13 protein-coding genes are annotated in these 21,424 nt (G+C 64.1%); 8 read left to right on the top strand and 5 right to left on the bottom strand.

What is annotated here, in order from left to right:
* Nucleotides 1-24: 24 nt before the first annotated feature.
* Together SINAC_RS34240 and SINAC_RS34245 are read left to right on the top strand one after the other, a co-directional pair.
* Nucleotides 25-1,371, top strand: a complete 1,347-nt coding sequence (locus SINAC_RS34240) for a 3-keto-disaccharide hydrolase (protein ID WP_015250115.1) — start codon at nt 25-27, stop codon at nt 1,369-1,371.
* An 87-nt stretch (nt 1,372-1,458) separates the two neighbouring features.
* Nucleotides 1,459-2,766, top strand: coding sequence for a class II aldolase/adducin family protein (locus SINAC_RS34245; protein ID WP_015250116.1), 1,308 nt, complete (start codon nt 1,459-1,461; stop codon nt 2,764-2,766).
* A 61-nt stretch (nt 2,767-2,827) separates the two neighbouring features.
* On the opposite strand, the gene SINAC_RS34250 is transcribed toward SINAC_RS34245, so the two are convergent.
* The 3 genes from SINAC_RS34250 to SINAC_RS34260 form a co-directional block, all read right to left on the bottom strand.
* Nucleotides 2,828-6,001: an ATP-binding protein gene (locus SINAC_RS34250; protein ID WP_237722709.1), complete on the bottom strand. Its 3,174-nt coding sequence runs from the start codon at nt 5,999-6,001 to the stop codon at nt 2,828-2,830.
* 65 nt (nt 6,002-6,066) lie between these two features.
* A complete protein-coding gene (locus SINAC_RS34255; protein WP_015250118.1) occupies nt 6,067-7,152 on the bottom strand; it encodes a hypothetical protein in 1,086 nt (361 codons plus the stop codon).
* On the bottom strand, nt 7,149-8,435 hold the full coding sequence (locus tag SINAC_RS34260; protein WP_015250119.1) for a DUF559 domain-containing protein: 1,287 nt from the start codon (nt 8,433-8,435) through the stop codon (nt 7,149-7,151). Before SINAC_RS34260 ends, SINAC_RS34255 begins: the two co-directional genes overlap by 4 nt.
* A gap of 359 nt (nt 8,436-8,794) precedes the next feature.
* Here SINAC_RS34260 and SINAC_RS34265 point away from each other — a divergent pair, with 359 nt between their 5' ends.
* From SINAC_RS34265 to SINAC_RS34280, 4 genes are all read left to right on the top strand, one after another.
* The gene (locus tag SINAC_RS34265; RefSeq protein WP_015250120.1) at nt 8,795-10,066 is read left to right on the top strand and encodes an L-rhamnose isomerase; all 1,272 of its coding nucleotides are present in this window, start codon (nt 8,795-8,797) and stop codon (nt 10,064-10,066) included.
* A gap of 221 nt (nt 10,067-10,287) precedes the next feature.
* On the top strand, nt 10,288-11,835 hold the full coding sequence (locus tag SINAC_RS34270; protein ID WP_015250121.1) for a sugar ABC transporter ATP-binding protein: 1,548 nt from the start codon (nt 10,288-10,290) through the stop codon (nt 11,833-11,835).
* Complete coding sequence (locus tag SINAC_RS34275; RefSeq protein ID WP_015250122.1) at nt 11,832-12,773, top strand: ABC transporter permease; 942 nt, start codon at nt 11,832-11,834, stop codon at nt 12,771-12,773. The genes SINAC_RS34270 and SINAC_RS34275 overlap by 4 nt, the downstream gene beginning before the upstream one ends.
* Before the next feature lie 180 nt (nt 12,774-12,953).
* Entirely contained in the window at nt 12,954-15,071 is a 2,118-nt protein-coding gene (locus SINAC_RS34280; protein WP_015250123.1) for a substrate-binding domain-containing protein, read from the top strand.
* Between the two features lie 99 nt (nt 15,072-15,170).
* Here the strand turns inward: SINAC_RS34280 and SINAC_RS34285 are convergent, their stop codons facing one another.
* On the bottom strand, nt 15,171-15,941 hold the full coding sequence (locus tag SINAC_RS34285) for an SDR family NAD(P)-dependent oxidoreductase (RefSeq protein ID WP_390553469.1): 771 nt from the start codon (nt 15,939-15,941) through the stop codon (nt 15,171-15,173).
* A gap of 339 nt (nt 15,942-16,280) precedes the next feature.
* On the opposite strand from SINAC_RS34285, the gene SINAC_RS34290 reads away from it, so the two are divergent.
* Together SINAC_RS34290 and SINAC_RS34295 are read left to right on the top strand one after the other, a co-directional pair.
* Nucleotides 16,281-17,234, top strand: a complete 954-nt coding sequence (locus SINAC_RS34290) for a ThuA domain-containing protein (protein ID WP_015250125.1) — start codon at nt 16,281-16,283, stop codon at nt 17,232-17,234.
* Between the two features lie 115 nt (nt 17,235-17,349).
* Nucleotides 17,350-18,927 (top strand): sialate O-acetylesterase, encoded by a 1,578-nt coding sequence (locus SINAC_RS34295; protein ID WP_015250126.1) that lies wholly within the window; start codon nt 17,350-17,352, stop codon nt 18,925-18,927.
* Between the two features lie 169 nt (nt 18,928-19,096).
* Here SINAC_RS34295 and SINAC_RS34300 read toward each other — a convergent pair whose 3' ends face one another.
* A complete protein-coding gene (locus SINAC_RS34300) occupies nt 19,097-21,391 on the bottom strand; it encodes a S9 family peptidase (protein WP_015250127.1) in 2,295 nt (764 codons plus the stop codon).
* Nucleotides 21,392-21,424: the final 33 nt, after the last annotated feature.

Here is a 21,424-nt window from a genome sequence, read left to right on the forward strand (position 1 = left end):
CCCAAGGCTTTTGGATTCTCCCAAATGAAGTTCCGACCCACTGCTCTCCTCCCCTTGGCGGCCTGCGTCGCCACGCTTCTCACCGCGCCCTGCCCGGCGCGGGCCGCGGAAGACCTCAACGTGCCCCCCAAGGGGTTCACGGCCCTGTTCAACGGCAAAGATCTCAACGGCTGGCACGGAATGCCTCACTTCGACCCGCGCACGCTCGCGGCCATGAGCGAGGAAGAGCGGACGAAGCAGATCGCCGCCTGGACCGAGGACGCCAAGAAGCACTGGAGCGTCCAGGGCGACGACATCGTCAACGACGGCCACGGCGCTTACCTGACCACGGATAAGGACTACGGCGATTTCGAGTTGCTGATCGACTACAAGACCGTCCCCAAGGCGGACAGCGGGATCTACCTCCGTGGGACACCTCAAGTCCAGATCTGGGACAGCACCCCGGAAGGACCCAGCAGCACGATCGGCGGCCTGAAGGGATCAGGTGGACTCTTCAACAACAGCAACGACGCACCGGGCCGTGACCCGCTCGTCGTGGCCGACAAGCCGTTCGGCGAGTGGAACCACTTCCGGATCATCCTGGTCGGTGCCCGGATCACGGTCTACCTCAACGACAAGCTCGTGGTCGACCACGCCCAGATGGAAAACTTCTGGGATCGCGCCTTGCCGCTGTTCGCTCGCGGCCCGATCCAGCTTCAGACCCACGGTGGCGAAATCCGCTGGCGGAACATCTTCCTCCGCGAGATCCCGGCCGCCGAGGCCAACAAGATCCTCTCCGAGCACGGCGACAAAGGTTTCACCGCGATCTTCGACGGCAAGACCCTCGAAGGCTGGGCCGGGACGGTCAACAGCTACGAAGTCGTCGACGGCGCCATCCGCTGCCGGCCGCATAAGGGAGGCGTCCTCTTCCACAAGGATGAACTCTCCGACTTCGCCGCCCGCGTCCAGTTCCGCCTGCCGCCGGGGGGCAACAACGGGCTGGCGATCCGCTACCCGGGAACCAACGAGAACGATAACGCCGCCTATGCCGGCATGTGCGAGCTGCAAGTGCTCGACGACTCGGCCGATATGTACGCCAAGCTCGATCCCCGGCAGTACCACGGCTCGGTCTACGGCATCGTGCCGGCCACGCGCGGCTATCTCCGCCCCGTCGGCGAGTGGAACTTCCAGGAAGTGACGGTCAAAGGGCCCAAGATCAAGGTCGAACTGAACGGGAACGTGATCGTGGACGCCGACGTGAGCAAGGTGACCGAGTACATGGCCAACTCCGCTCACCCCGGCAAGGACCGCACCTCGGGCCACTTCGGCTTCGCCGGGCACAACGAGCCGGTGGAGTTCCGCGAGATCGACATCAAGCCGCTCAAGGATTGATGATCGCCCAGGGCTGGGGTCCGAACCGAAGACGGACCCCAGTTCACCCCAAAAAAGCCTCCCGCTCTCAACAAAAGGGACTCTACGATGAGCCGAAAGCGCGACCTTATCCACCCGCGCGACGAGATCATGCGCGCGATGGAGCGGATCTACCGCTATCGGATGACGACCACGTCCGGCGGGAACCTCTCGATCCGGGACGAGGCGGGCGACCTCTGGATCACCCCCGCCCGCGTCGACAAGGGAAGCCTGCGCCGCGAGGACATCGTCCACGTTCGCGCGGACGGAACCGTCGACGGCCCACATCCTCCTTCGTCAGAGCTCCCCTTCCACCGTGCCATCTACGAGGCCCGCCCCGACGCCCGAGGGATCGTCCACGCGCACCCGGTCGCGCTCGTCGCCTTCAGCATCTGCCGGCGCACTCCCGACACACGTTTACTGCCCCAGGCCAGGCAAATCTGCGGCGAGGCGGGCTTCGCCCCCTACGCGCTCCCCGGCAGCCAGGCGCTGGGGGCCAACATCGCCCAGACCTTCGCGGCAGGATCCGACTGCGTGGTGCTCGAGAACCATGGCGTCGTGACCGCCGGTTCGAATCTCCAAGAGGCCTTCGAACGCTTCGAGACCCTCGAGTTCACCGCCAAGACGATCATCAAGGCGAGCCTGCTCGGCGAGGTCCGCTATCTCGACGACGAGCAGGCCGGGCGACGGCCCCAGCCCTCAGCCTCCACCAAGTCCCCTGCCCTATTTCAGCCAGGGGCGGCCACGAGCCGTGAGAAAGAACTGCGCCGGCAGCTCTGCGAGTTCGTCCGCCGCAGTTATCAGCAACGGCTGATGATCAGTACCGAAGGCGCATTCTCGGCCCGGCTCGACGACGACTCATTCCTGATCACCCCCCACCGGGTCGACCGCAACATGCTCGACCCCGACGCGATTGTCCTCATCCACAAAGGCGCGACCGAAGAGGGCAAGGTCCCCAGTTCCGCGGTCCGCAACCATGAGGCGATCTATCAGAGCCACCCCAAGATCCACTCTGTGGTCAACGCCTACCCGGTGAACGCAACGGCCTTCAGCGTAACGACGACGACCCTCGACCCACGAACGATTCCTGAAAGTTACATCTTTCTCCGGGACGTTCACCGGATCCCCTACGGCGTCCAACAGGGCGACGGTCGCGAACTGGCCCGGCTGACCTCCTTGCGCGACCCGGTCCTGATCTTCGAGAACGACGGAGTCCAAGTCTGCGGCTCCAGCGTCCTCGACGCATTCGACCGGCTCGAAGTCCTCGAGTCGACCGCCGAGGCGATGATCAACGGCTTCGCCCTCAACAAAGGCACGATCCATCGGATGCCCGACGCCGTCATCTCCGAGTTGAACCAGGCGTTCGGACTGGAGTGAGGGGGCAAGCCCCCTTTCCGTGGGGTGGGCACAGCCCACCCCACAAGACCTCATATCCTCATTATTTCTGAACATCGCTCCCCAGGGTCCGGTGGGCGAGCGCCAGGATCTCGTCTTCGGGAAGTTGCTCGGGAAGTACTGCGGACAAACCGGCCCGGAGGCTGGTGACGGCCCCGTCGCGGAGCAGGTGGAACTCACCGGGTTCCTGAGTGGAGAGCCTGGCGGTAACGTCGACCCGGCAATCGCTCAGCATTGGCTTCATCTTGGCCAGGGCGGTCGGCTCCTTGACGCGGCCGACGAACCAGGTCCGGATGTTGTCGCGGCACTTGTAATCGAAGTCGCCCGGGCTCTGGGTGGCCAGGAAAAGACCGAGGCCGGCAGAGCGGGCCCGCTTCAAGAGGTCCTCCATCGGCTCCTTGGTGGGGGGCTGACGGGTCGCGGGAAGATAGAGGTCGGCCTCGTCGAACATGAGGACCGCCTGCAACTGGGCCGACGGCGACCGGCTCGCCCAGCGCCCCATCTCGACCAGCAGTTGCGAGACCCAGAACTGGACGTCCTGGGTGGCCCCGAGGAACTTGGTGCTGATGACGCTCAGCCGCGTCTTGCCGGGGACCGCGTACCGGCCAAGCCCGAGCAGCGCCTCCGCCTCGATCGGCTCGCCACGCGCGGCCAGGAACTCGCCCCGGCTCAACCGCAAGGTCTCCAGGTCCTGGACAAGTCGCTCGAACAGCTTGGTATCGAGCCGGCCGACCGCGTTCACGAGGCCGGCATCCTTCTCGGCGATGTATTCGATCAGGCCGGGCAACGAGACCGAGCCCGCCGGTTCCAACTGAGCGAGCAGGTCGATCGCATTTGCCAGAATCGCCTGGCGAGCCGAGTCGGTCCCTCGGGTGCCATAGTTCATCATCCCCGCCAGCGCGGACGCCGCAAAACGGGCGATCTGGCTCCGTTCAAACGAACCGGTCTGCCCGAGTCCGGCCGGGGCAATCGCAATCGAAAGGGGACGCCCGTTCGGATTCGCGGGCGTATAGATGGCCATCTCGACCTGATCGCGGAGTTGCTGCCGCCGCTCGATCAAGGCCGGGTCGTCGAGTGGCCGCGACCAGGCGGGTTCGCTCGCGTACCCGCAGAGGTCCCCCTTGCGATCGACCAGAATCGCCGGGATCCCACGCAGCAGGAGCTGCTCGATGAGACCGAGCGCGACGGTCGTCTTCCCACTCCCCGTCCCCCCGAGAAAGGCGGCATGGCGGGTGAGCTCGGCGACCTCCAGGGTCACCGCTCCCTTGGCCCGGTCGTTGGTCGAGCCGACGGCGATCGGCCCCGGCTGAGCCGCCTCCGCGCGGGACTTGGCGGCCGGTTGCGCCGGGGCGGTCTCGGTGGGCTTGGTGGGAACAGGAGTTACCTCGGCCTTGGGAGGCAGAGTCGCGTTGAGGTGATCGAGGTCGAGAATCGCCCGGAGCGATTTCAGGCGGCTCAATGGTTTCTCTTCCCGGAGCCAGGCGCTGAAGGCCGCGTCATTGTGATGCTGCTTGCGGAACTGCCGGAAGGCGGCCATCGTCCGCCAGTCCGAATCCTCGACCACGACGCGTCGGCCCCCGTGCGTGATCAGTTCGCCGATTTGTTTGGAGACCGCGGCGTTCGGGTTGGCCGGGAAGGCGGTCGACCGCACAATGACCGGCCGGTTTTCGCCGGCCCGATCGACCACCTCGGTGATGAGTCTGCCAAGGTATCCCCCCTTGGCCGTGCCGTTGCAGACGCCGACCACGAGCAGGCCCACGCTGTTATCAGCGCCATGCGATTCGACAGCGACGAATCGCTTGTCTGCCTCGGTCTCGAACCAGTGGCCGAGCTCGATTTCCTGCGAGCAATCGTGGATCGCCCCGGCCAACAGCGTCGCAAGCGCCGGGTCTTCGGCCGGGATATCCTCTTCGAGCTCGGATCGGAAATCGTTCCAGGCTTGCTCCAAATGGGTCGTGCTGACGCGTTCCCGGTCGAGGTGGGGCGGGCGAACGTCGATGGGCCCATTCTCGAGTCCGACGAGCATCTCCGCGCCAATGCACCGCTCACGGTATTCCTGGCAACGTTCGAGGACGTCGCGGGTCCGCATCCCGGCAAGCTTTTGAAGATAAGCCGGCGTAAACGGGAAGGTCGAGTCGTCGTCCTGAAACGGAGCGTCGAGAGCATCGAAGAGATAACGCAGCCGGTGCGAAACGATCTGGACGATCTCGTCCTCTTCGCGGGTCCCCTTCAGTTGAATCGGCGCGGGGTCCTTCTCGATCCGGTCGACAAGCGGCATGGTGAGTCCCCCCTTGAGCAACGTGTAGAACTGCTCCAGGCAGGAAATCACCACGATCGCCGAGGGGGTCCGGCTCACAATGTCGCAGAGCGTGGCCATCGCCCGACGGAACCGCACCGGGGCCTCATCGAGGTTATAGATATCTTCAAGTTGATCGACGCAGAGGATAAGCGGGACCGACCCGACGTTGGCCATCAACTCGCCGAGGCGCTGGATGAGCCACTGGGGGGCGTCATCGTAGTCGCGGGGGACCATCCCGCCGAGGATCAAACGGTCGTGGTCGGATAATTTTTCGCAGCGAAGGTACTTGAGGACCCGGCTCTTGACGCGCGGGTCGTTCGCTTGCAGGAAGAGGAGAGCACGAACGAGGTCGATATCCACGCTGTTGAACCGGTCGTCCAGCACCACCTGATCGGCCAGGGCGTCGACCAGCTTCGCCAGACAGCCATAATCGAGCTCGTCGTTGCGGAGTTGATCGACCCGATCAATGGAGACGCCCTTTGGGCTCTCGGCAATCAGGGTCGAGAGCCGCATCAGGCCCGAGATCTCCCCGACGCGTTGGTCGTAGGCCTGATCGAGCGAATCGATCAGGTTGTTCAGAACATAACGACCATAATGGCTCGTGGATGAGGTCATCTGCATGTAACCGCAGTAGCCCCGCCCCCCCGCGTGGACCCAGTTGCGGAAGGCGCGCATCAGGTGCGTCTTACCGCTTCCAGCCTCGCCCTGAAGCAAGAGGATTCGGCCCGACGACGGTCCCGAGACACTCGTGGCCCGGTGGACCAGCCGCTGGAAGGTGGTGCGAGCCTCCTCGTGGATCGTCTCCACGTCGAAGGGGTCCTCCTTCCAGATGTCGCTCCGGGAGGCGACCGCGTGGAAAACTTCCGAGTGCTCGGGAGAGCAAAACGCGGCGATCCGGGCGTCGGTCTGTGGTCCCATGCCAGCAGTCTCCGGGGCTCGGGGATCGGAGGAGGTCGCCGTCTCGGGCATCGCAGGGGCCCTCATCAAATTCGGATGAAGTGGAAGGTGGCACCGAGGTAACGAACCTCAGAGCGCTCGACCTCTTCCGGGTCCATCGCCTCAACCATGTCGGCCCGGCTCAGGTCGAGCAACCGGGCGTTGTTAGCCTCGGCGAGCCTACGTTTGAACTCATTCGAGTCCATCGCCGCGAAGGCCGGTTCGTGCCTCAGGGCCGACCAGACGTGACCGACGAAGACTTTGTCAGTCCCGAAGCGGCCGGTGGGGCTCGACCGCGCCGCCTCCAGGACGCGCCGGGCGAAGCCAGGCAAGTCGAGCGAGGCTGAGGGCGTTGCGTCCCCATCCTCGGCCTCGGGACGGGCTGGTAACGGCGACGGGGGTTCGGGAGGAGGCAAGACAACGGCGTCCGAGTCGCCATCAACCCAGTGGCGGATGGAGGCCAGACGAAGTTCATCCTTGCCCGACTGCCGCGCGCCGACCTCCCGGGCCAGGAGTTTCGTGACCTCCTTGCCGGGGTCAGGCTTGGAACCAAGTTTCCCGAGGTCGCCCAACTCGCGGAGGATCAGGGCCGCCTGAACGGCCTTGACGGTGAATTTCGGGCCGGGTTCAAGTCCAAGGAGGGTCCAGGCCAGGGCGTCGAGGGCCTCCTGCATCGCGGGGTAGTCCCCGATCGGCAGGACGAACTTCGTCTTCAACAGCGCGGCCTTGAAGCCCGGCTCACCGCCGAACCGGGTCGCGGTCGCGCCCGTCGGAGTGGGAAGCCCGAGGGCGCGGGCCGCCAGGTACGTCTTCTTGACCTTGTCCCACGTCGTCTTGGGAGGGAGTTGGTCGAGGCCGATAACCTCGAGAGCCCGATGGCGTCCCTCCGTCGTCAACGTCCCTCGCTCGGTCTTCCCCTTGCGGGCCAGCAAGACCAGGCCGGCCGCCGCCAAGTCAGCGAGAGCCAGCCTCAACTCTTCACTCAGCGCCGCGCCGGCCCAGCGATGGCCGAGGAGGGGTTCGAGGGCCTTCTTGATCTCGGCCCCGGTGGCCCCCTTCTCGCCCGCGACAAGGAGCCGTGCCAGGAGGAGTTGGCCGACCGGCGTGGATGCGGCCTGTCCGTTTCCACTCATAATGCCTCGCCTCTCTGTTGATGGTTTTCACGGCCGCCACGGGACGCGACCGCTTCCAGGATAATGCTCAGCACGTCTTCGAGCCGCGCCACGACGTCCTCGGCCAGGACACGAACGACGAGGTATCCCCGCTTCTGAAGCTCGACGTCCTTCCGCCGATCGCGGCGGTAGGCGTCAGCGTCCTGAAAGTGGTAGTAGCCATCGATCTCGACCGCGAGTCCCAATGAACGCGCCCAAAGATCGACCTCCATGGCCCGCGATGGCCCGAACCGGAAGTCGAGTACAGCATTGAGCTCGAACAGGCCGGCCGTCGCCGGCAACGATTGCAACCGCTCGAACAAGAACCGCTCGGCGGCACTGCGAGCCGGGTCAGTTCCGCCTGCGTCGGGGGGAGAGGGAACCACCGTCGTGGCCCTGGCGGCGTCCAGGAAAAGGTGGACGAGTTCGTCGGAAGCCCCGTCGGAGACGAGCCGGTGAACCGCCCCGTCAAGGTCTGCGGTCGCCTCGGGCAGTTCGTCTTCTCCAAGTCCTCGGACCGGGATCACCCCCGCGCGCATCAGAGTCTTCGCTCGCGACTCGGGGGCGTTCCGAACGTAACCATCGAATTCCACCGGATCGAGTACCAGGATCGTCGCGAACGATGGCTGCCACAGCGAGATTCGCGCAAGGCTCAGAGCGGCCGATTCGATCCAGGCCGCCGGCTCGGCTGCCTCGACCTCTCGAGCCAAGACCAAGACCGGGTCGTTCGCCGAGGGGATCATTTCCCTTAAGGCCAGGACAACCCGCTCCCGGCCCCCTGTGCCATCGCACTCCGCAAGCACCTCGCCCAGTCGACTCGTCAGGCCAGGCCCAGCGATCGACTCCCCCCGGGCCCAGCGATCAAGAATCCACCGACAGGCTACCCCGGCGCCGGCCGTGGAGGCATCCGTGAGGGACGAATCAAAGAGCGCGGTCCGCTCGAAAGGGGTCATTCGTTGGACCTGCGAAGCCAGTTCCTCCAGGGAGCCGGATCGGCCCGAATGCCGGGCCAACCACACAAGGGCGTTGCGAACAAGATCGGGCCCGGCGGAGACATGGTCCACCCACGCCTCAAGAATTCCCTCGAAGTCCGGATTGCGGAGCGGAATGACGGGCCGGCCCCCCTGCTCCGCCCATCGCCGCACCTCTTGCAAGGCAATCTCGACCGCACCACAAAGGACCGAGACGGTCGGCAGGCCGGCCTCACGCCGCTGCTGATGGCGATCGAGTAAGCCAGAATGACCCAGGAAGTTCATGGCTCCCATCTTGAACAAGGCTCCGCACTCCCTCTGGTCACGGGATCAGAGGGGAGGCCGAGAAGTTATCTTTGGCCTTGGGACACCACGACGGCAACCCAATCCATAAACGATTGTGTCACCAATGAGATACAGGAGCTTAGCATACAAGTTGACCGACGCAAAATGGATGCACCGACGATGCGGGCGAGATCGCCCCGCCCCCTTGAAACCGACTCGGCTTTCTCGTTCTTCGACAGATTGCTCAAGCGAGCCGGGGGGACCTCGCATCAGATCCCCGCATCCTTTAAGTTATCGTGAAGACGTCACACGAGGCTGACTCGACGCACCCCCCAAAAACGCAAGTAATGACGAGAGCAAAGGCCACCATGGCGATCAAAGCTCGACCCGTTGAGGCGGCGTTCGAAGCCGCGAAGGAACGATACGAGGAACTCGGGGTCGACGTGGATCGCGCTTTGGAGCGACTCGCGAAGATCCCAATCTCGCTACATTGCTGGCAGGGCGACGACGTCGTCGGTTTCGAGAATACGGGCGAGTCGATCGGCGGCGGGCTCGCAGTCACCGGAAACTACCCGGGGCGAGCCCGGAACCCGGATGAGCTGCGCTCCGACCTGAACAAGGCGCTCGAGCTGATCCCAGGGTCCCACCGGCTCAACCTCCACGCCAGCTACGCCGAGACCAACGGCCAGCGCATCGAGCGTAACGCGATCTTGCCGGAACACTTCCGGGGCTGGATCGACTGGGCCCGCGACAAAAAAATGGGGATGGACTTCAACCCCACCTTTTTCGCCCATCCCAAGGCCGCCGACGGACGGACCCTGTCCCATCCCGACGAACAGATCCGTGGCTTCTGGATCGAGCACGGCATCGCCTGCCGGCACATTGGAGCTTCCATCGGCGAGGCGCTTGGCACCCCTTGTATCACGAACGTCTGGATCCCCGATGGCTCGAAAGACACCCCCGTCGATCGACGATGGCCCCGCGAACGCCTGGCACGCTCACTCGACACCATCTTCGCCGAGTCGATCGACCCGCGCTTTCACCGCGACGCGGTCGAATGCAAGCTCTTCGGGCTCGGATCCGAAGCCTATGTCGTCGGCTCGCACGAGTTCTACCTCGGCTACGCCCTCTCCCGAAAGAAGATCCTCTGTCTCGACGCCGGCCACTTTCACCCGACCGAGGTCATCTCCGACAAGCTCTCGGCCGTCTTGACCTACCTGGACGAGGTCCTCTTGCACGTCAGCCGAGGCGTGCGCTGGGATAGCGACCATGTGGTCACCCTGGGGGAGGAACTGGTCGCAATCGCGCAGGAGATCGTCCGAGGCCACTACCTCGACCGGGTCCACATCGGTCTCGACTTCTTCGACGCCAGCATCAACCGAGTCGCAGCCTGGGTCATCGGGACCAGGAACATGCTCCGGGCGCTCCTGATCGCACTGGTCGAACCGATCCGAAGGCTCCAAGAATACGAAGCCCTGGACAACTTCACCGCCCGGCTGGCGCTCCTGGAAGAGCTCAAGACTCTCCCCTTCGGCGCAGTCTGGGACCACTACTGCCTGAGCCAGAACGTACCGGTCGGCCTCGATTGGCTGGCTGAGGTTCGCTCCTACGAACGCGACGTCCTCTCGAAACGATCCTAACTCCAGGAAAAGAGGCCGCAAGCTCAGTAGTGCGAGCGCCGCAGGAAGACACTATAATGACACCCTCGCGAGGGGTTCAATCGTGCGACGAACCCAAGAACTCGCGGGGTTTCCGATAAAAACATTCTGTCTTGTCGAGTGGGCATAGCCCACGAACGTCGTCTTTTTTTCCGGGAAAAGGGCAGAGTAGAGCCTCTTACCTCATTGGGCACAGCCCGGGCATGACTTCTCGGAATCTCGACAAGGGGCGGGTGGTGCCGACAAGACTCAGGCTGACCGCGATCCGCAAGGCATTCGCCGGCGTCCAGGCCCTGAACGGGGTCTCGTTCGACCTCAACGCCGGGGAGGTTCACGCCCTCGTCGGCGAGAACGGCGCGGGGAAATCGACGCTGATCAAGGTCATCACCGGCGCCCACACCCCCGATCAGGGAACCCTCGAAGTCGACGGGCAGCTCGTCGAGTACAACGACCCGGTCCGCGCCCGGGCACTCGGGATCGCGGCGATCTACCAGCAGCCCGCCCTCTTCCCCGACCTGACCGTCGCCGAAAACATCGCGATCGGCCTGGAGACGGGAGGGGCCTGGCGGCGAATCCGCTGGGGCGAACGTCGTGAGCGGGCCCGCCGACTCCTCGCGCGGGTCGGCGCAGAGATCGACCCCGAAGCGGAGGTTCGCGGCCTGACCATGCCCGAGCAGCAGCTCGTCGAGATCGCGCGAGCACTCGGGGCCGACGCCCGGATCCTGATCATGGACGAGCCCACCGCTTCGCTCGGCGATAACGACGCCGACAACCTGTTCCGCGTGATCCGCGAGCTGAAGGGGCAAGGGGTTGGAATCATCTACATTTCCCACCGTCTTGAAGAACTCCCGCAAGTGGCCGACCGCGTCACGGCCTTGCGGGACGGCACCCTGGTCGGCACCCGACAGATGGGCGAGGTAAACCGGGGCGAGTTGATCCGGATGATGGTCGGCCGCGAGCTGGCCGCCGTCTTTCCCAAGGCCGACGTTCCGATCGGCGACGTGGTCCTCGAGGTCCGCGGGCTGGGCTGTCGGGCTTCGGGCGTCCGTGACGTCGACCTCAGCGTCCGAGCCGGCGAGATCGTCGGGCTCGCCGGATTGGTCGGCGCAGGCCGGACCGAGCTGGCCCGGGTCCTCTTCGGCCTGACACCGGCCGACTCGGGGAGGATCCTGCTCCGTGGCAATGAGGTCACGGTCATGAGCCCCGCACAGGCCGTCGCGCAAGGGATCGCCTATGTGCCCGAGGACCGCCGGCACCACGGGGTCGTCCTCGACATGTCGGTCGCGGCCAACACCACCCTGGCCACCCTCCGCGCGGTCTCGTCGTTCGGGCTCATCGACTCCGCTCGCGAGCGAACCGTCGCGGCCGATTTCGTCCGGCGGCTCGGCGTCAAGACCCCCTCAATCGACGACCCGGTCGGCAACCTGTCCGGCGGTAACCAGCAGAAGGTGGCCCTGGCGCGTTGGCTGGCGGCCGATCCCTCGGTCCTGATCCTCGACGAGCCGACCCAGGGAGTCGACGTAGGAGCCAAGGCCGAGATCCACCGGCTGATGGGCGAGCTCGCCGGGCGCGGGCTCGCGATTGTCCTGATCTCGTCCGAGCTGCCCGAGATTCTCGGCATGAGCGACCGGATCGTCGTAATGCACGGCGGGGCCGTGACCGGCACGATCGATCGAGACGGGGCAACCCAGGAAACGATCATGGAACTGGCGCTCGGGCACCGGCCCGCGGCAAGCGGAGTGGCGTCATGAAGCGGTTCGTCACCCGATACCGCCGCGAACTTTCGGTGGCTCTGGCCTACGCCCTCTTCCTGCTCCTCCTAGCGGTCGCCGCCCCGCGGTTCTTCGGGTCCGAGCCGCTCCGCGCGTTCGTGGTCCGGAGCGCACCGGTGCTCGTCGCCGCCGTCGGAATGACATTAATCATCGTCTGCCGTCAGATCGACATCTCGGTCGGCTCTCAATTCAGCATCTGCGGCGTCGTGGCCGGCCTGCTCGCCAAGACCGGAGCCCCGATGCCAGTCGTCGGCCTGGGCACACTCCTGGCCGGAGCCGGCATGGGGGCCGTCAACGGCGTGCTCGTCGCCGGGCTCGGCATGCCTTCGATCGTCGTGACCCTGGCCACGATGGTGATCCTCCGCGAGTCGCTGCGCTACGTCCGCGAAGGGGAATTCGTCCGCAACCTCCCGCACGGCTTCCAGTGGTTCGGCACGGGGCAGGCCGAGGGCCAATGGCTGGTCGTCGGAATCGCCCTGCTGCTCTTGACCCTCTTCGCCTGGAGCCTGCGGAACGTGGCGGCGGGCCGAGCCGTCTACGCCACCGGCTCGGACGCTGAGGCCGCGCGGCTGGCCGGCATCCGCCCCCAGCGCGTCGTCTTCAGCGTGTTCGTCGTCATGGGTGCCCTGGCCGGCCTGGCCGCCCTCTTGAACGCGGTCCGGTTCGGCGACGTCGACCCCAACTCGGGGGTGGGCCTCGAACTCCAAGTGATCGCCGCCGTGGTCGTCGGCGGCGCAGCGGTCTCGGGAGGACGCGGCACCCTGATCGGCACCCTGATCGGCGTCTGCCTGCTCGGCTCGATTGGCCCAGCCCTGGTCTTCCTCAACGCCGAGGCACAGTGGGAAAAGGCGATCCAAGGGTTGATCATCTTGCTCGCGGTTGCTTCGGACGCACTTTACAAAAAAGGGAACTCTTAACCACGAATGACACAAATCACACGAATAACACAAAAGGAATTAAATTGCATTAAATTTGTTTTTTCTATCGATTCATTATTAGATTTTATTATTCGTGTCATTTGTGTCATTCGTGGTTAAATTCCCACGTTTTTTAGTGAAGATCGGCGAGGCGTGTTGAAAATCGAGGTCTAGTTTACGATGTCAGTCCCAGCCGTATCATCCCGACTCGAATCGAGCAGACGCCACGGCTGGCTCGAGCCCTCGCAGCGCATTCTCCTGGCGCTCTTGACGCTGGAGATCGTCGTCTTCTCCGTGATCGGCACCAACTTCCTGACGCGTGATAACGCGTTCGAAGTCCTCCGTCTGAGCGTCGAGATCGGCCTGCTGTCGATCGCCCTGACCCCGGTGATCGTCAGCGGCGGCATCGACCTGTCCGTCGGTTCTCTGATGGGCTTATCGGCCGTTCTGTTCGGGACGTTCTGGCGTGACCTGGGCCTTCCGATTGCTCTGGCCGCGGCCCTGACACTCGGCGTCGGCGCGGTTGCGGGCAGCCTCAACGGCCTTTTCATCACTCGCTTGCGCATCCCTCCCTTGATCGTGACCCTCGGCTCGTTCTCGCTCTTCCGAGGGCTCGCCGAGGGCCTGACCGGCGGCGTGGACAACTTCACCAACTTCCCCTCGCGGTTCCTTTTCCTCGGCCAAGGGTATCTCTTCGGCGTCGTCCCGGCGCAGCTACCGCTGTTCGCCTTGGTCGCGCTCGCCTTCTGGGTCCTCCTCCACCGCTCGACGATCGGTCGGGGCCTGGTCGCCGTCGGCTTCGCCCCCGACGCAGCGCGCTATGCCGGACTGCCCGTCGATCGGCTCGTCGGCTTCGTCTATACGCTCGCGGGTCTGGTCTCGAGTCTCGCGGCGGTGATCTACGTCGCCCACCTCGGCCAGGCGAAGGCCGATGCCGGCACAGGCTACGAACTGCTCGCGATTACGGCGGTGGTCCTGGGAGGCACGTCGATCTTCGGCGGCCGGGGGAGTATTCTCGGGACGCTCCTCGGCCTGTTCGCAATTTCCGTCTTACAGAACGGGCTGAGACTGGCGGACTTGCCGGCCGAACTCGCCGGCGTCCTCACGGGCGTGCTCCTTCTCGTCGCGATCGGACTCGATCGCCGCCCCACGAGCACCCCGGCCGCGTCACCCGATCGGTCCGCGTCCCTCTCTCCTGACGATGCTGATGAGGACTTGAACGTGAAGAATGTGCAAGTGGCCCTGATCTGCGCAGTGATCCTCGCGGGGGCCGTGATCGTGGCGGCCAGCAACGTCTACCTGGTCCGCTCACTGAAAGAGGAGTTCGCGGGCCAAGGCTCGGCCGCCTTGACCCCCGCCAGTGCGCGGACGGGCAAGAACCCGACCGAGGCCCGGCAAATCGTCGTGGCGATGATGCCCAAGAGCAAGGGCAACGCCTATTTCATCGCCTGCCGGAAGGGGGCCGAGGACGCGGCCAAGGAACTCGGCGTCAAGCTGATCTGGGACGGCCCGACCGACCCCGATCCGGCCAAGCAGAACGAGGTCATCGACACCTGGATCACCCGAGGCGTGGACGTCATCGCGGTGGCCGTTGAGAACCGGCAAGGGATCTCGTCCGTGTTGCGCAAGGCCCGCGAACGCGGGATCAAGGTCATCACCTGGGATGCCGACGCCGAGCCGGACGCACGCGACTTCTTCGTCAACCAGGCCACCCCCGAGGGGATCGGCCAGACCCTGATGGACAACGCCGCGCGAATCCTCGGTAACAAGGGGCAGTTCGCCATCATCACCGCCTCGCTCACCGCCGCGAATATGATCGAGTGGCAAAAGTCCATCGAAGCCCGTCGCGCGGAGAAGTACCCGAACATCAAAATGGCAGCGCTCCGTCCCTGCGACGACCTTCAGAAGAAGGCATTCGACGAAACGACGGCCGTCCTCAATGCCAATCCCGAAGTCTCCTTGTTCATGGCCATCTGCACCCCGGCAGTGCCGGGCGCGGCCGAGGCCGTGAAACAGGCCGGCCGGAAAGACGTCAAGGTGATCGGACTCGGCCTGCCCAACGACAACAAGCGGTATGTCCATGAAGGAATTACCGACTGCGTCGTCCTCTGGAACTCCATGGATCTCGGCTACCTGGCCGTCCAAGCCTCGCATGACATCGTCGCCGGCACGCTCAAAGCAGGCGACACCTCGACCAAAGCGGGCCGGCTCGGCTCCATCGAGATCAAAGGAGACAACATCCTCCTCGGTAAGCCATTCACGTTCACCAAAGAGAACATCGACGAGTTCGATTTCTGAAAACAGCTCTCTCCTCATTTTGCAGCCCCGGAAGGGCAACCGCCAAGCGCCGCAGGCTTGCTCTTGCGGTCGCCTCTCCGGAGCTACGCAAGTGGTCACTTACATGATCGAGGAATAGCCACCGTCGACCGGCACCGAGGCCCCGGTGACGAAGTCGCTGGCCGCGCTCGAGAGCCAGACGGCGGTGCCGGCGATATCTCGAGGCTCCGCCCAGCGCCCGGCCGGCACCCGCGCCAGGACGCGTTCGTTGAGGCCGGCGACCTCAACCCGGGCCCGATCCGTCATGTCGGTCACAAACCAGCCAGGGAGAATTGCGTTGACCTGGATGTTATCGGAAGCCCAGGCCAAGGCACAGCTCTTGGTGAGTTGGACGATCCCCCCCTTGCTCGCCGCGTAGGCCGGGGCGTAGCTTGCTCCGAAGATCGAGGCCATGCTGCCAATGTTGACGACCTTGCCTCCGCCCGCCGCTTTCAAAGAGGGATAAACCTCCTTCGACATCAGGAAAGCACTTGTCAGATTGACGTCCATGACGGTGTGCCACTCGTCGAGGCTCAGCAAATGCGGCGGCTTGCGGATCGTCGTGCCGGCGTTATTGAACAGGATGTCGATACGGCCGAACCGCTCGATTACCGCGGCGACGGCCAAGGCCACCGGTTCAGGCTGCGAGACGTCGGCCGTGAGCGCCAAGACCTCGACGCCGGTCGCCTCGGCCAGATCCCGAGCGGCCGACTCGGTTTTCTCGGAATTCCGCGCGACGATCGCCAGCTTCGCGCCGGCCTCAGCCAGACCACGGGCAATTCCGAGGCCGAGCCCGCCGTTGCCGCCGGTCACGATGGCCACTTTTCCCGTGAGATCGAACGGATTCACCACGATTTCCCCCCATAGCTCGCGTCTTCGGCAACGCTTTCCCAACTCTCCCGAGATTTCGGCCCAGCCTATCGCGAGACCGGGGTACTCGCAACCTGAGGGCCCCCGCGTCCGGCCGATTCCGTTCCACCTTATGCAAGCAAATTCTCATTTTCCACATTGGCTTGTTCTTTCGAGCGCAACGGGCTGAGCCCAATTTCCTCCAGAACTCGGCTTTTCGTGAAAACGGAGTCGATTTTCGGTGGAGATCGGTGTGGTGTGACTTATTTTGGTCCCGATCGCATCGGTGTCCCTTCTCCCAAACGAAGGCGAAACCTGGCACAAACCAAAGAGGACAAGAACATGAGTTCTTCATTGCCACGACGTGACTTCCTCAAACGTTCCGCGGCGGCCTTGAGTGTCCCGCTTCTCCCCGCCGCATCGGCGGCACTGGCGGCCGGGCAAGGCTCCACAGTCAAGGTGGTCGTGTGGGATGAGCGGCAACCCGCGCAGAAGGAAGCGTATCCCAACTTCTTGGGCAATGCGATCGCCGATCACCTCCGCGCCCAACCGGGTTTTTCGGTCAAGTCCGTCGGCATGGACGACCCTGAGCATGGGCTCTCAGCGGAAGTCCTCGGCGACTGCGACGTCCTCATCTGGTGGGGACACGTCCGGCATCGGGAAATCGCTCCAGAGACGGTCAAACCGCTGATTGAACGGATCAAGGCCGGTACGCTCAGCCTGATCGCGCTCCACTCGGCCCACTGGTCGACCCCATTCGTCGAGGCGATGAACGAGCGGACCCGGCTCGATGTGGAGGCGCGTTATCGTCAACCTGGGGACGGATCCGATCGGGTCGAGATCGAATACATCCCGGCAAAGCTCAACGCGCTTCCCAAGGCCGACGCCAGGCCCACCCCCTACGTCACGCTCCGGAAATTCCCCGACGGGCTCACCAAAGTCACGGTCCAGCTCCCCTTGTGCGTCTTCCCGGCCTATCGTCACGACGGCAAGCCGAGTGACGTCCGAATCCTCAAGCCCAGCCATCCGATCGTCAACGGAGTGCCCGAGCGGTTCGCCATCTCCCAGACCGAGATGTACGACGAGACCTTCCATGTCCCGGAACCGGACGAGGTGATCCTGGAAGAACGGTGGGGCCCTGGCGAATGGTTCCGTAGCGGAATGGTCTGGAAGGTCGGCCAGGGACGGGTCTTCTATTTCCGACCGGGCCACGAGACCTACCCGGTCTTCCGCGAAGAGCTTCCCCTCAAAATCGTGGCCAACGCAGCACGATGGCTGCCCACAAAGCCGACCTGAGCGGTGTAGGCCAAGGGACCGTCTTTCCCCCCTGGCGCACCGTAGATCCAGCGTCACTTGTTCGCTAACTTACAAGGCTTGGCTCGATCCGCGACGTATCCCTGAGGAGTTCTCCATGATCCGCGTCTCCACGTTAAAACACTCCGGCCTGCTCTGCCTGGGGCTGGCGGCAGCCGTACTGGCAGGCGCCGGCCGCCCCGCGCGGGCCGACGTCAAACTGCCGGCCATCTTCGGCAGCCACATGGTGCTCCAACAAGGCCAGAAGGACCGCGTCTGGGGCTGGGCCGACCCGGGCGAGATCGTCTCGGTCACGATCGCCAATCAGTCGAAGATCGCCACGGCCGACAACGATGGCAAGTGGCTGGTCACGCTCGACTCGATGATGGTCGGCGGGCCGCACACGATGGTCGTCAAAGGCAAGAACACAATCACGTTTGACGACGTGCTGATCGGCGAGGTCTGGCTCTGCTCGGGCCAGTCGAACATGCAGTGGGCCGTCGACGCAACTTACGACGCCGATCTCGAGACCCGAACGGCAAACCACCCCAAGATCCGGCTCATCACCGTCCCCCAGGTAGGCACACAGGAGCCGCAGACCGACTTCAACGGTAAGTGGGAAGTCTGCAACCCCGAGACCGTCAAGTCGTTCTCGGCGGTCGGCTACTTCTTCGGCCGGCAGTTGCATGAGACGCTCGGCGTGCCGATCGGCCTGATCGACGACTCCTGGGGCGGCTCGGCCTGCGAGGCCTGGGTCCGGAAGGACCTGCTCGCCGCCGACGAGGCGTACAAGCCGTTGCTCGAACGTTGGGAGCAACAGGAGAAAGCTCTGCCCGAAGCCATGGCTCGCTATGAAAAGGCCCTGGCGGAGTGGAAAGAGACGGCCGAGAAGGCGAAGGCCGAAGGAAAGCCGGCCCCCCGTCAGCCGCAAAACCCCGAGGACGCGTTACGCGGGAATCACCGTCCCGCCAACATCTACAACGGCGTGCTCAAGCCGACGATCGGCTACGGCCTCCGTGGCGTCATCTGGTACCAAGGGGAGTCGAATGCGCCCCGCGCCTACCAGTACCGTGACCTCTTCCCGCTGATGATCAAGAGCTGGCGTGACGAATGGAAGATCGGTGACTTCCCGTTCTACTGGGTCCAGCTTGCCGACTTCCGAGCCGAGAAGCCCGAGCCGGCCGAGAGCGACTGGGCCGAGCTTCGTGAAGCCCAGACGATGACCATGAGCAAGCTGCCCAACACCGGCGAGGCCGTAATCATCGACATCGGTGAAGATAAGGACATTCACCCCCGTAACAAGCAGGACGTCGCCAAGCGACTCGCGCGCTGGGCCCTGGCGAAAGATTACGGAATCGACCTGGCCCATCAAAGCCCCACGTATAAGTCGATGGAGAAGAATGGCAACAAGGTCACCTTGACCTTCGACCACGTCGGCGGCGGACTCGAGGCGTTCGACGTCCACGACCCGATCGGCTTCTCGATCGCCGGGAGCGACCATAAGTTCGTCTGGGCCAAGGCGAAAATCGTAGGCCATAACAAGGTCGAAGTCTGGGCGGACGACGTGTCCGAACCGGTCGCGGTCCGCTACGCCTGGGCCGACAACCCCGTCTGCAACCTCTTCAGTCGTGAGCGACTCCCCGCCACCCCCTTCCGGACCGACGACTGGCCCGGCGTCACGATCAACGCCAAGTGACGAAAAAGCCCGTTCCACTCCCGGCTCCGGTCAAGCGACCGGAGCCGGAACCTGCCCTCGCCGAAGACGGCCCGTAGCCCACCACCCTGCCTTCCTTTGCCATCAAGGAACCCCGCTCGCCTGAATTCTTCAAAGCACCGGCGATGATGCCGTCGTCTTGTTCCCAGGTTCACTCCCCGTTGCGGTCGGGAGGTTCAACCTTGAGAAGATGCCGGACAAAGAAATCACGCTGGCGACGCTCCCCATAAGGGCTGCCCCCCGCACCATGCCCCGCGCCTGGGAAGACCACGAAATCGAAGTCCTTCTTGGCCTGAATCAAAGCGTTGACCACCTGCATCGTCGAGGCCGGATCGACGTTCCGGTCGAGCTCCCCCACGAAGAGCAGGAGCTTGCCCCGAAGCTTGTTCGCATTGGTCACGTTGGACTGATCGGCGTACTCGGGCCCGATCGGCCAACCCATCCACGCTTCGTTCCACCAGATCTTGTCCATTCGATTATCGTGGCATCCGCAGTCGGCGACCGCCACCTTGTAGAACTCGGGATGGAAGAGAAGAGCGCCCATCGCGTTCTGCCCACCGGCCGAGCCGCCATAGATCCCCACGTGCGACAGGTCGAGCGCCGGATCCTTCTCGGCGGCCGCCTTCATCCAGAGAATCCGGTCGGGGAACCCGGCATCCCCGAGGTTCTTCCAGCAGACGTCGTGAAACGCCTTCGATCGCCAGTTCGTGCCCATACCGTCCACCTGGACCACGATGAACCCGAGTTCCGCAAGGGACTGGGGCCGGTGCAGCGCCGCGAACTCCTTGGGGACGAACGCCCCTTGCGGCCCTGCATAGATCTGCTCGATGACCGGGTAGGTGCGTCTGGGGTCGAAATTCGAGGGCCGAAAGATCACACCGTGGATCTCGGTCTTGCCGTCGCGCCCCTTGGCGACAAAGCGCTCGGGAACCCGCCAGCCAGTCTCGAGCAAGGCCGACCAGTCCCCTTTCTCCAACTCCAAGAGGAGCTTGCCGTCCTTCGCGGAACGAAGCTCGCTCACCGGCGGAAGATCAACGCGTGACCAGATATCGACCAGCCACTTGCGATCCGGCGAAAAGTTGACCCGATGCGTGCCGTCTCCTTCGGTGAGGGTCACCAGGCCGCTACCGTCGAAATTTACCCGTGCGTAGTGGACGAAATAGGGGTCTTGGTTGGAGTGAATTCCCCCTGCGCGGAACCAGACTTCCCGCGCCTCCTCGTCGACCCGGTCGATCCCCAGGACGACCCACTCTCCTCGGGTGACCTGGTTCTTGACCTGGCCAGTCAGCGCGTCGACGAGATAGAGATGATTCCAGCCATCCCGCTCCGACATCCAGAGGATTTCATTCGTCTCGTCGAGATAGCGAAGGAACATCTTCTGGGAGTAGTCGATGAACGTTTCGTTCTTCTCGTCAATGATCGCCCTGGTCGCGCCGGTTTCGGCGTCGACGGAGACCAGGCGAAGGACCTGATGCCCGCGCTGGTTGTAGAGGAAAGTGAATCGCGACGAGTCCCGTGACCAGTGAAAATCGTCCAGGCTCCAGGGGTTCTTGAAGAGGTCGTCCCCGACGGCGATTTCTTTCCGCGTGGCGACGTCGAACAGGTGAGGCCACGCGACCGAGGGCTTATCTCCCGGCTTGAGGTAGTCGAACGAGTGAAGCTTCGGCTGCAACTGATCCTTGGGAGCCGACTCGATGAGGTGGACGGTTCGCTCATCCCCCTTCGAACGCCGGAGTGCAACCAGCCTCTTGGAGTCGGGTGACCAGAACACGCCCGCCTCGTAGCCGTTCTCATTGGTCCCCCCCTCACTCAGCGTGAATTCCTCCCCCGAGGCCTTCTCCTTGAGGCGAAGGTCAGGTCCCTTGAGCTCGACCCGCCACTTGCCGTCCGGAGAGTCCTGGCTCCGCGCTGACCTTGCCCCGCGTCGCCCCCCGCCTTCACCCGAGCGTCGATCAGTCCGTCGATCGGGTGAAGGCGACGTACCAAGTGGCTCGCTCGGTTCGAGCCGATCCGCCTCGACGTCGTACCGCCAGGCCTTGCCGTCAACCTCGAACGCGATCGATCCCGGCTTGGGAAACGTGATCCGATCGAACGGGAGATGAGTTGGCTTTCTCATTGTCCCGGTCACGCGCGTGAGCGTATCGGCGAGCTTGACGTGGTCAAACGCGGGGAGCCGCGTTCCTTCGGTTGCGTCGACCACAATGAACTCGCGAGCCCCAGCCGGCAGCGTGTTGCGATACCAGAAGCGATTTCCCTCGGCAAACCAGGTCGGTTCGACGCGTGCCTTGAAAACTTTGTCGCGAGTCCGCTCGCGAAGCCCGTCCGCACGCGCGTAGTCCTCCTTCGTCCCCTGGGCGTGAGCGACCGTCGAAGGTCCGACCCACGCCACGACAAACGCAATCGCGACAACGCCACGCATCACTCTTTCGAGGACGAATCGACTCATTCCCAGTACTCCTTGCCATCGCTCGTGGTAGGT

This window comes from Singulisphaera acidiphila DSM 18658 (genome assembly GCF_000242455.2).
In the GTDB taxonomy this organism is placed as follows: domain Bacteria; phylum Planctomycetota; class Planctomycetia; order Isosphaerales; family Isosphaeraceae; genus Singulisphaera; species Singulisphaera acidiphila.

Coding starts and splice junctions, on each gene's coding strand:
- SINAC_RS34240 (WP_015250115.1), top strand. CDS start 25: ATGAAGTTCCGACCCACTGCTCTCCTCCCCTTGGCGGCCTGCGTCGCC.
- SINAC_RS34245 (WP_015250116.1), top strand. CDS start 1,459: ATGAGCCGAAAGCGCGACCTTATCCACCCGCGCGACGAGATCATGCGC.
- SINAC_RS34250 (WP_237722709.1), bottom strand. CDS start 6,001: ATGGGACCACAGACCGACGCCCGGATCGCCGCGTTTTGCTCTCCCGAG.
- SINAC_RS34255 (WP_015250118.1), bottom strand. CDS start 7,152: ATGAGTGGAAACGGACAGGCCGCATCCACGCCGGTCGGCCAACTCCTC.
- SINAC_RS34260 (WP_015250119.1), bottom strand. CDS start 8,435: ATGGGAGCCATGAACTTCCTGGGTCATTCTGGCTTACTCGATCGCCAT.
- SINAC_RS34265 (WP_015250120.1), top strand. CDS start 8,795: ATGGCGATCAAAGCTCGACCCGTTGAGGCGGCGTTCGAAGCCGCGAAG.
- SINAC_RS34270 (WP_015250121.1), top strand. CDS start 10,288: ATGACTTCTCGGAATCTCGACAAGGGGCGGGTGGTGCCGACAAGACTC.
- SINAC_RS34275 (WP_015250122.1), top strand. CDS start 11,832: ATGAAGCGGTTCGTCACCCGATACCGCCGCGAACTTTCGGTGGCTCTG.
- SINAC_RS34280 (WP_015250123.1), top strand. CDS start 12,954: ATGTCAGTCCCAGCCGTATCATCCCGACTCGAATCGAGCAGACGCCAC.
- SINAC_RS34290 (WP_015250125.1), top strand. CDS start 16,281: ATGAGTTCTTCATTGCCACGACGTGACTTCCTCAAACGTTCCGCGGCG.
- SINAC_RS34295 (WP_015250126.1), top strand. CDS start 17,350: ATGATCCGCGTCTCCACGTTAAAACACTCCGGCCTGCTCTGCCTGGGG.
- SINAC_RS34300 (WP_015250127.1), bottom strand. CDS start 21,391: ATGAGTCGATTCGTCCTCGAAAGAGTGATGCGTGGCGTTGTCGCGATT.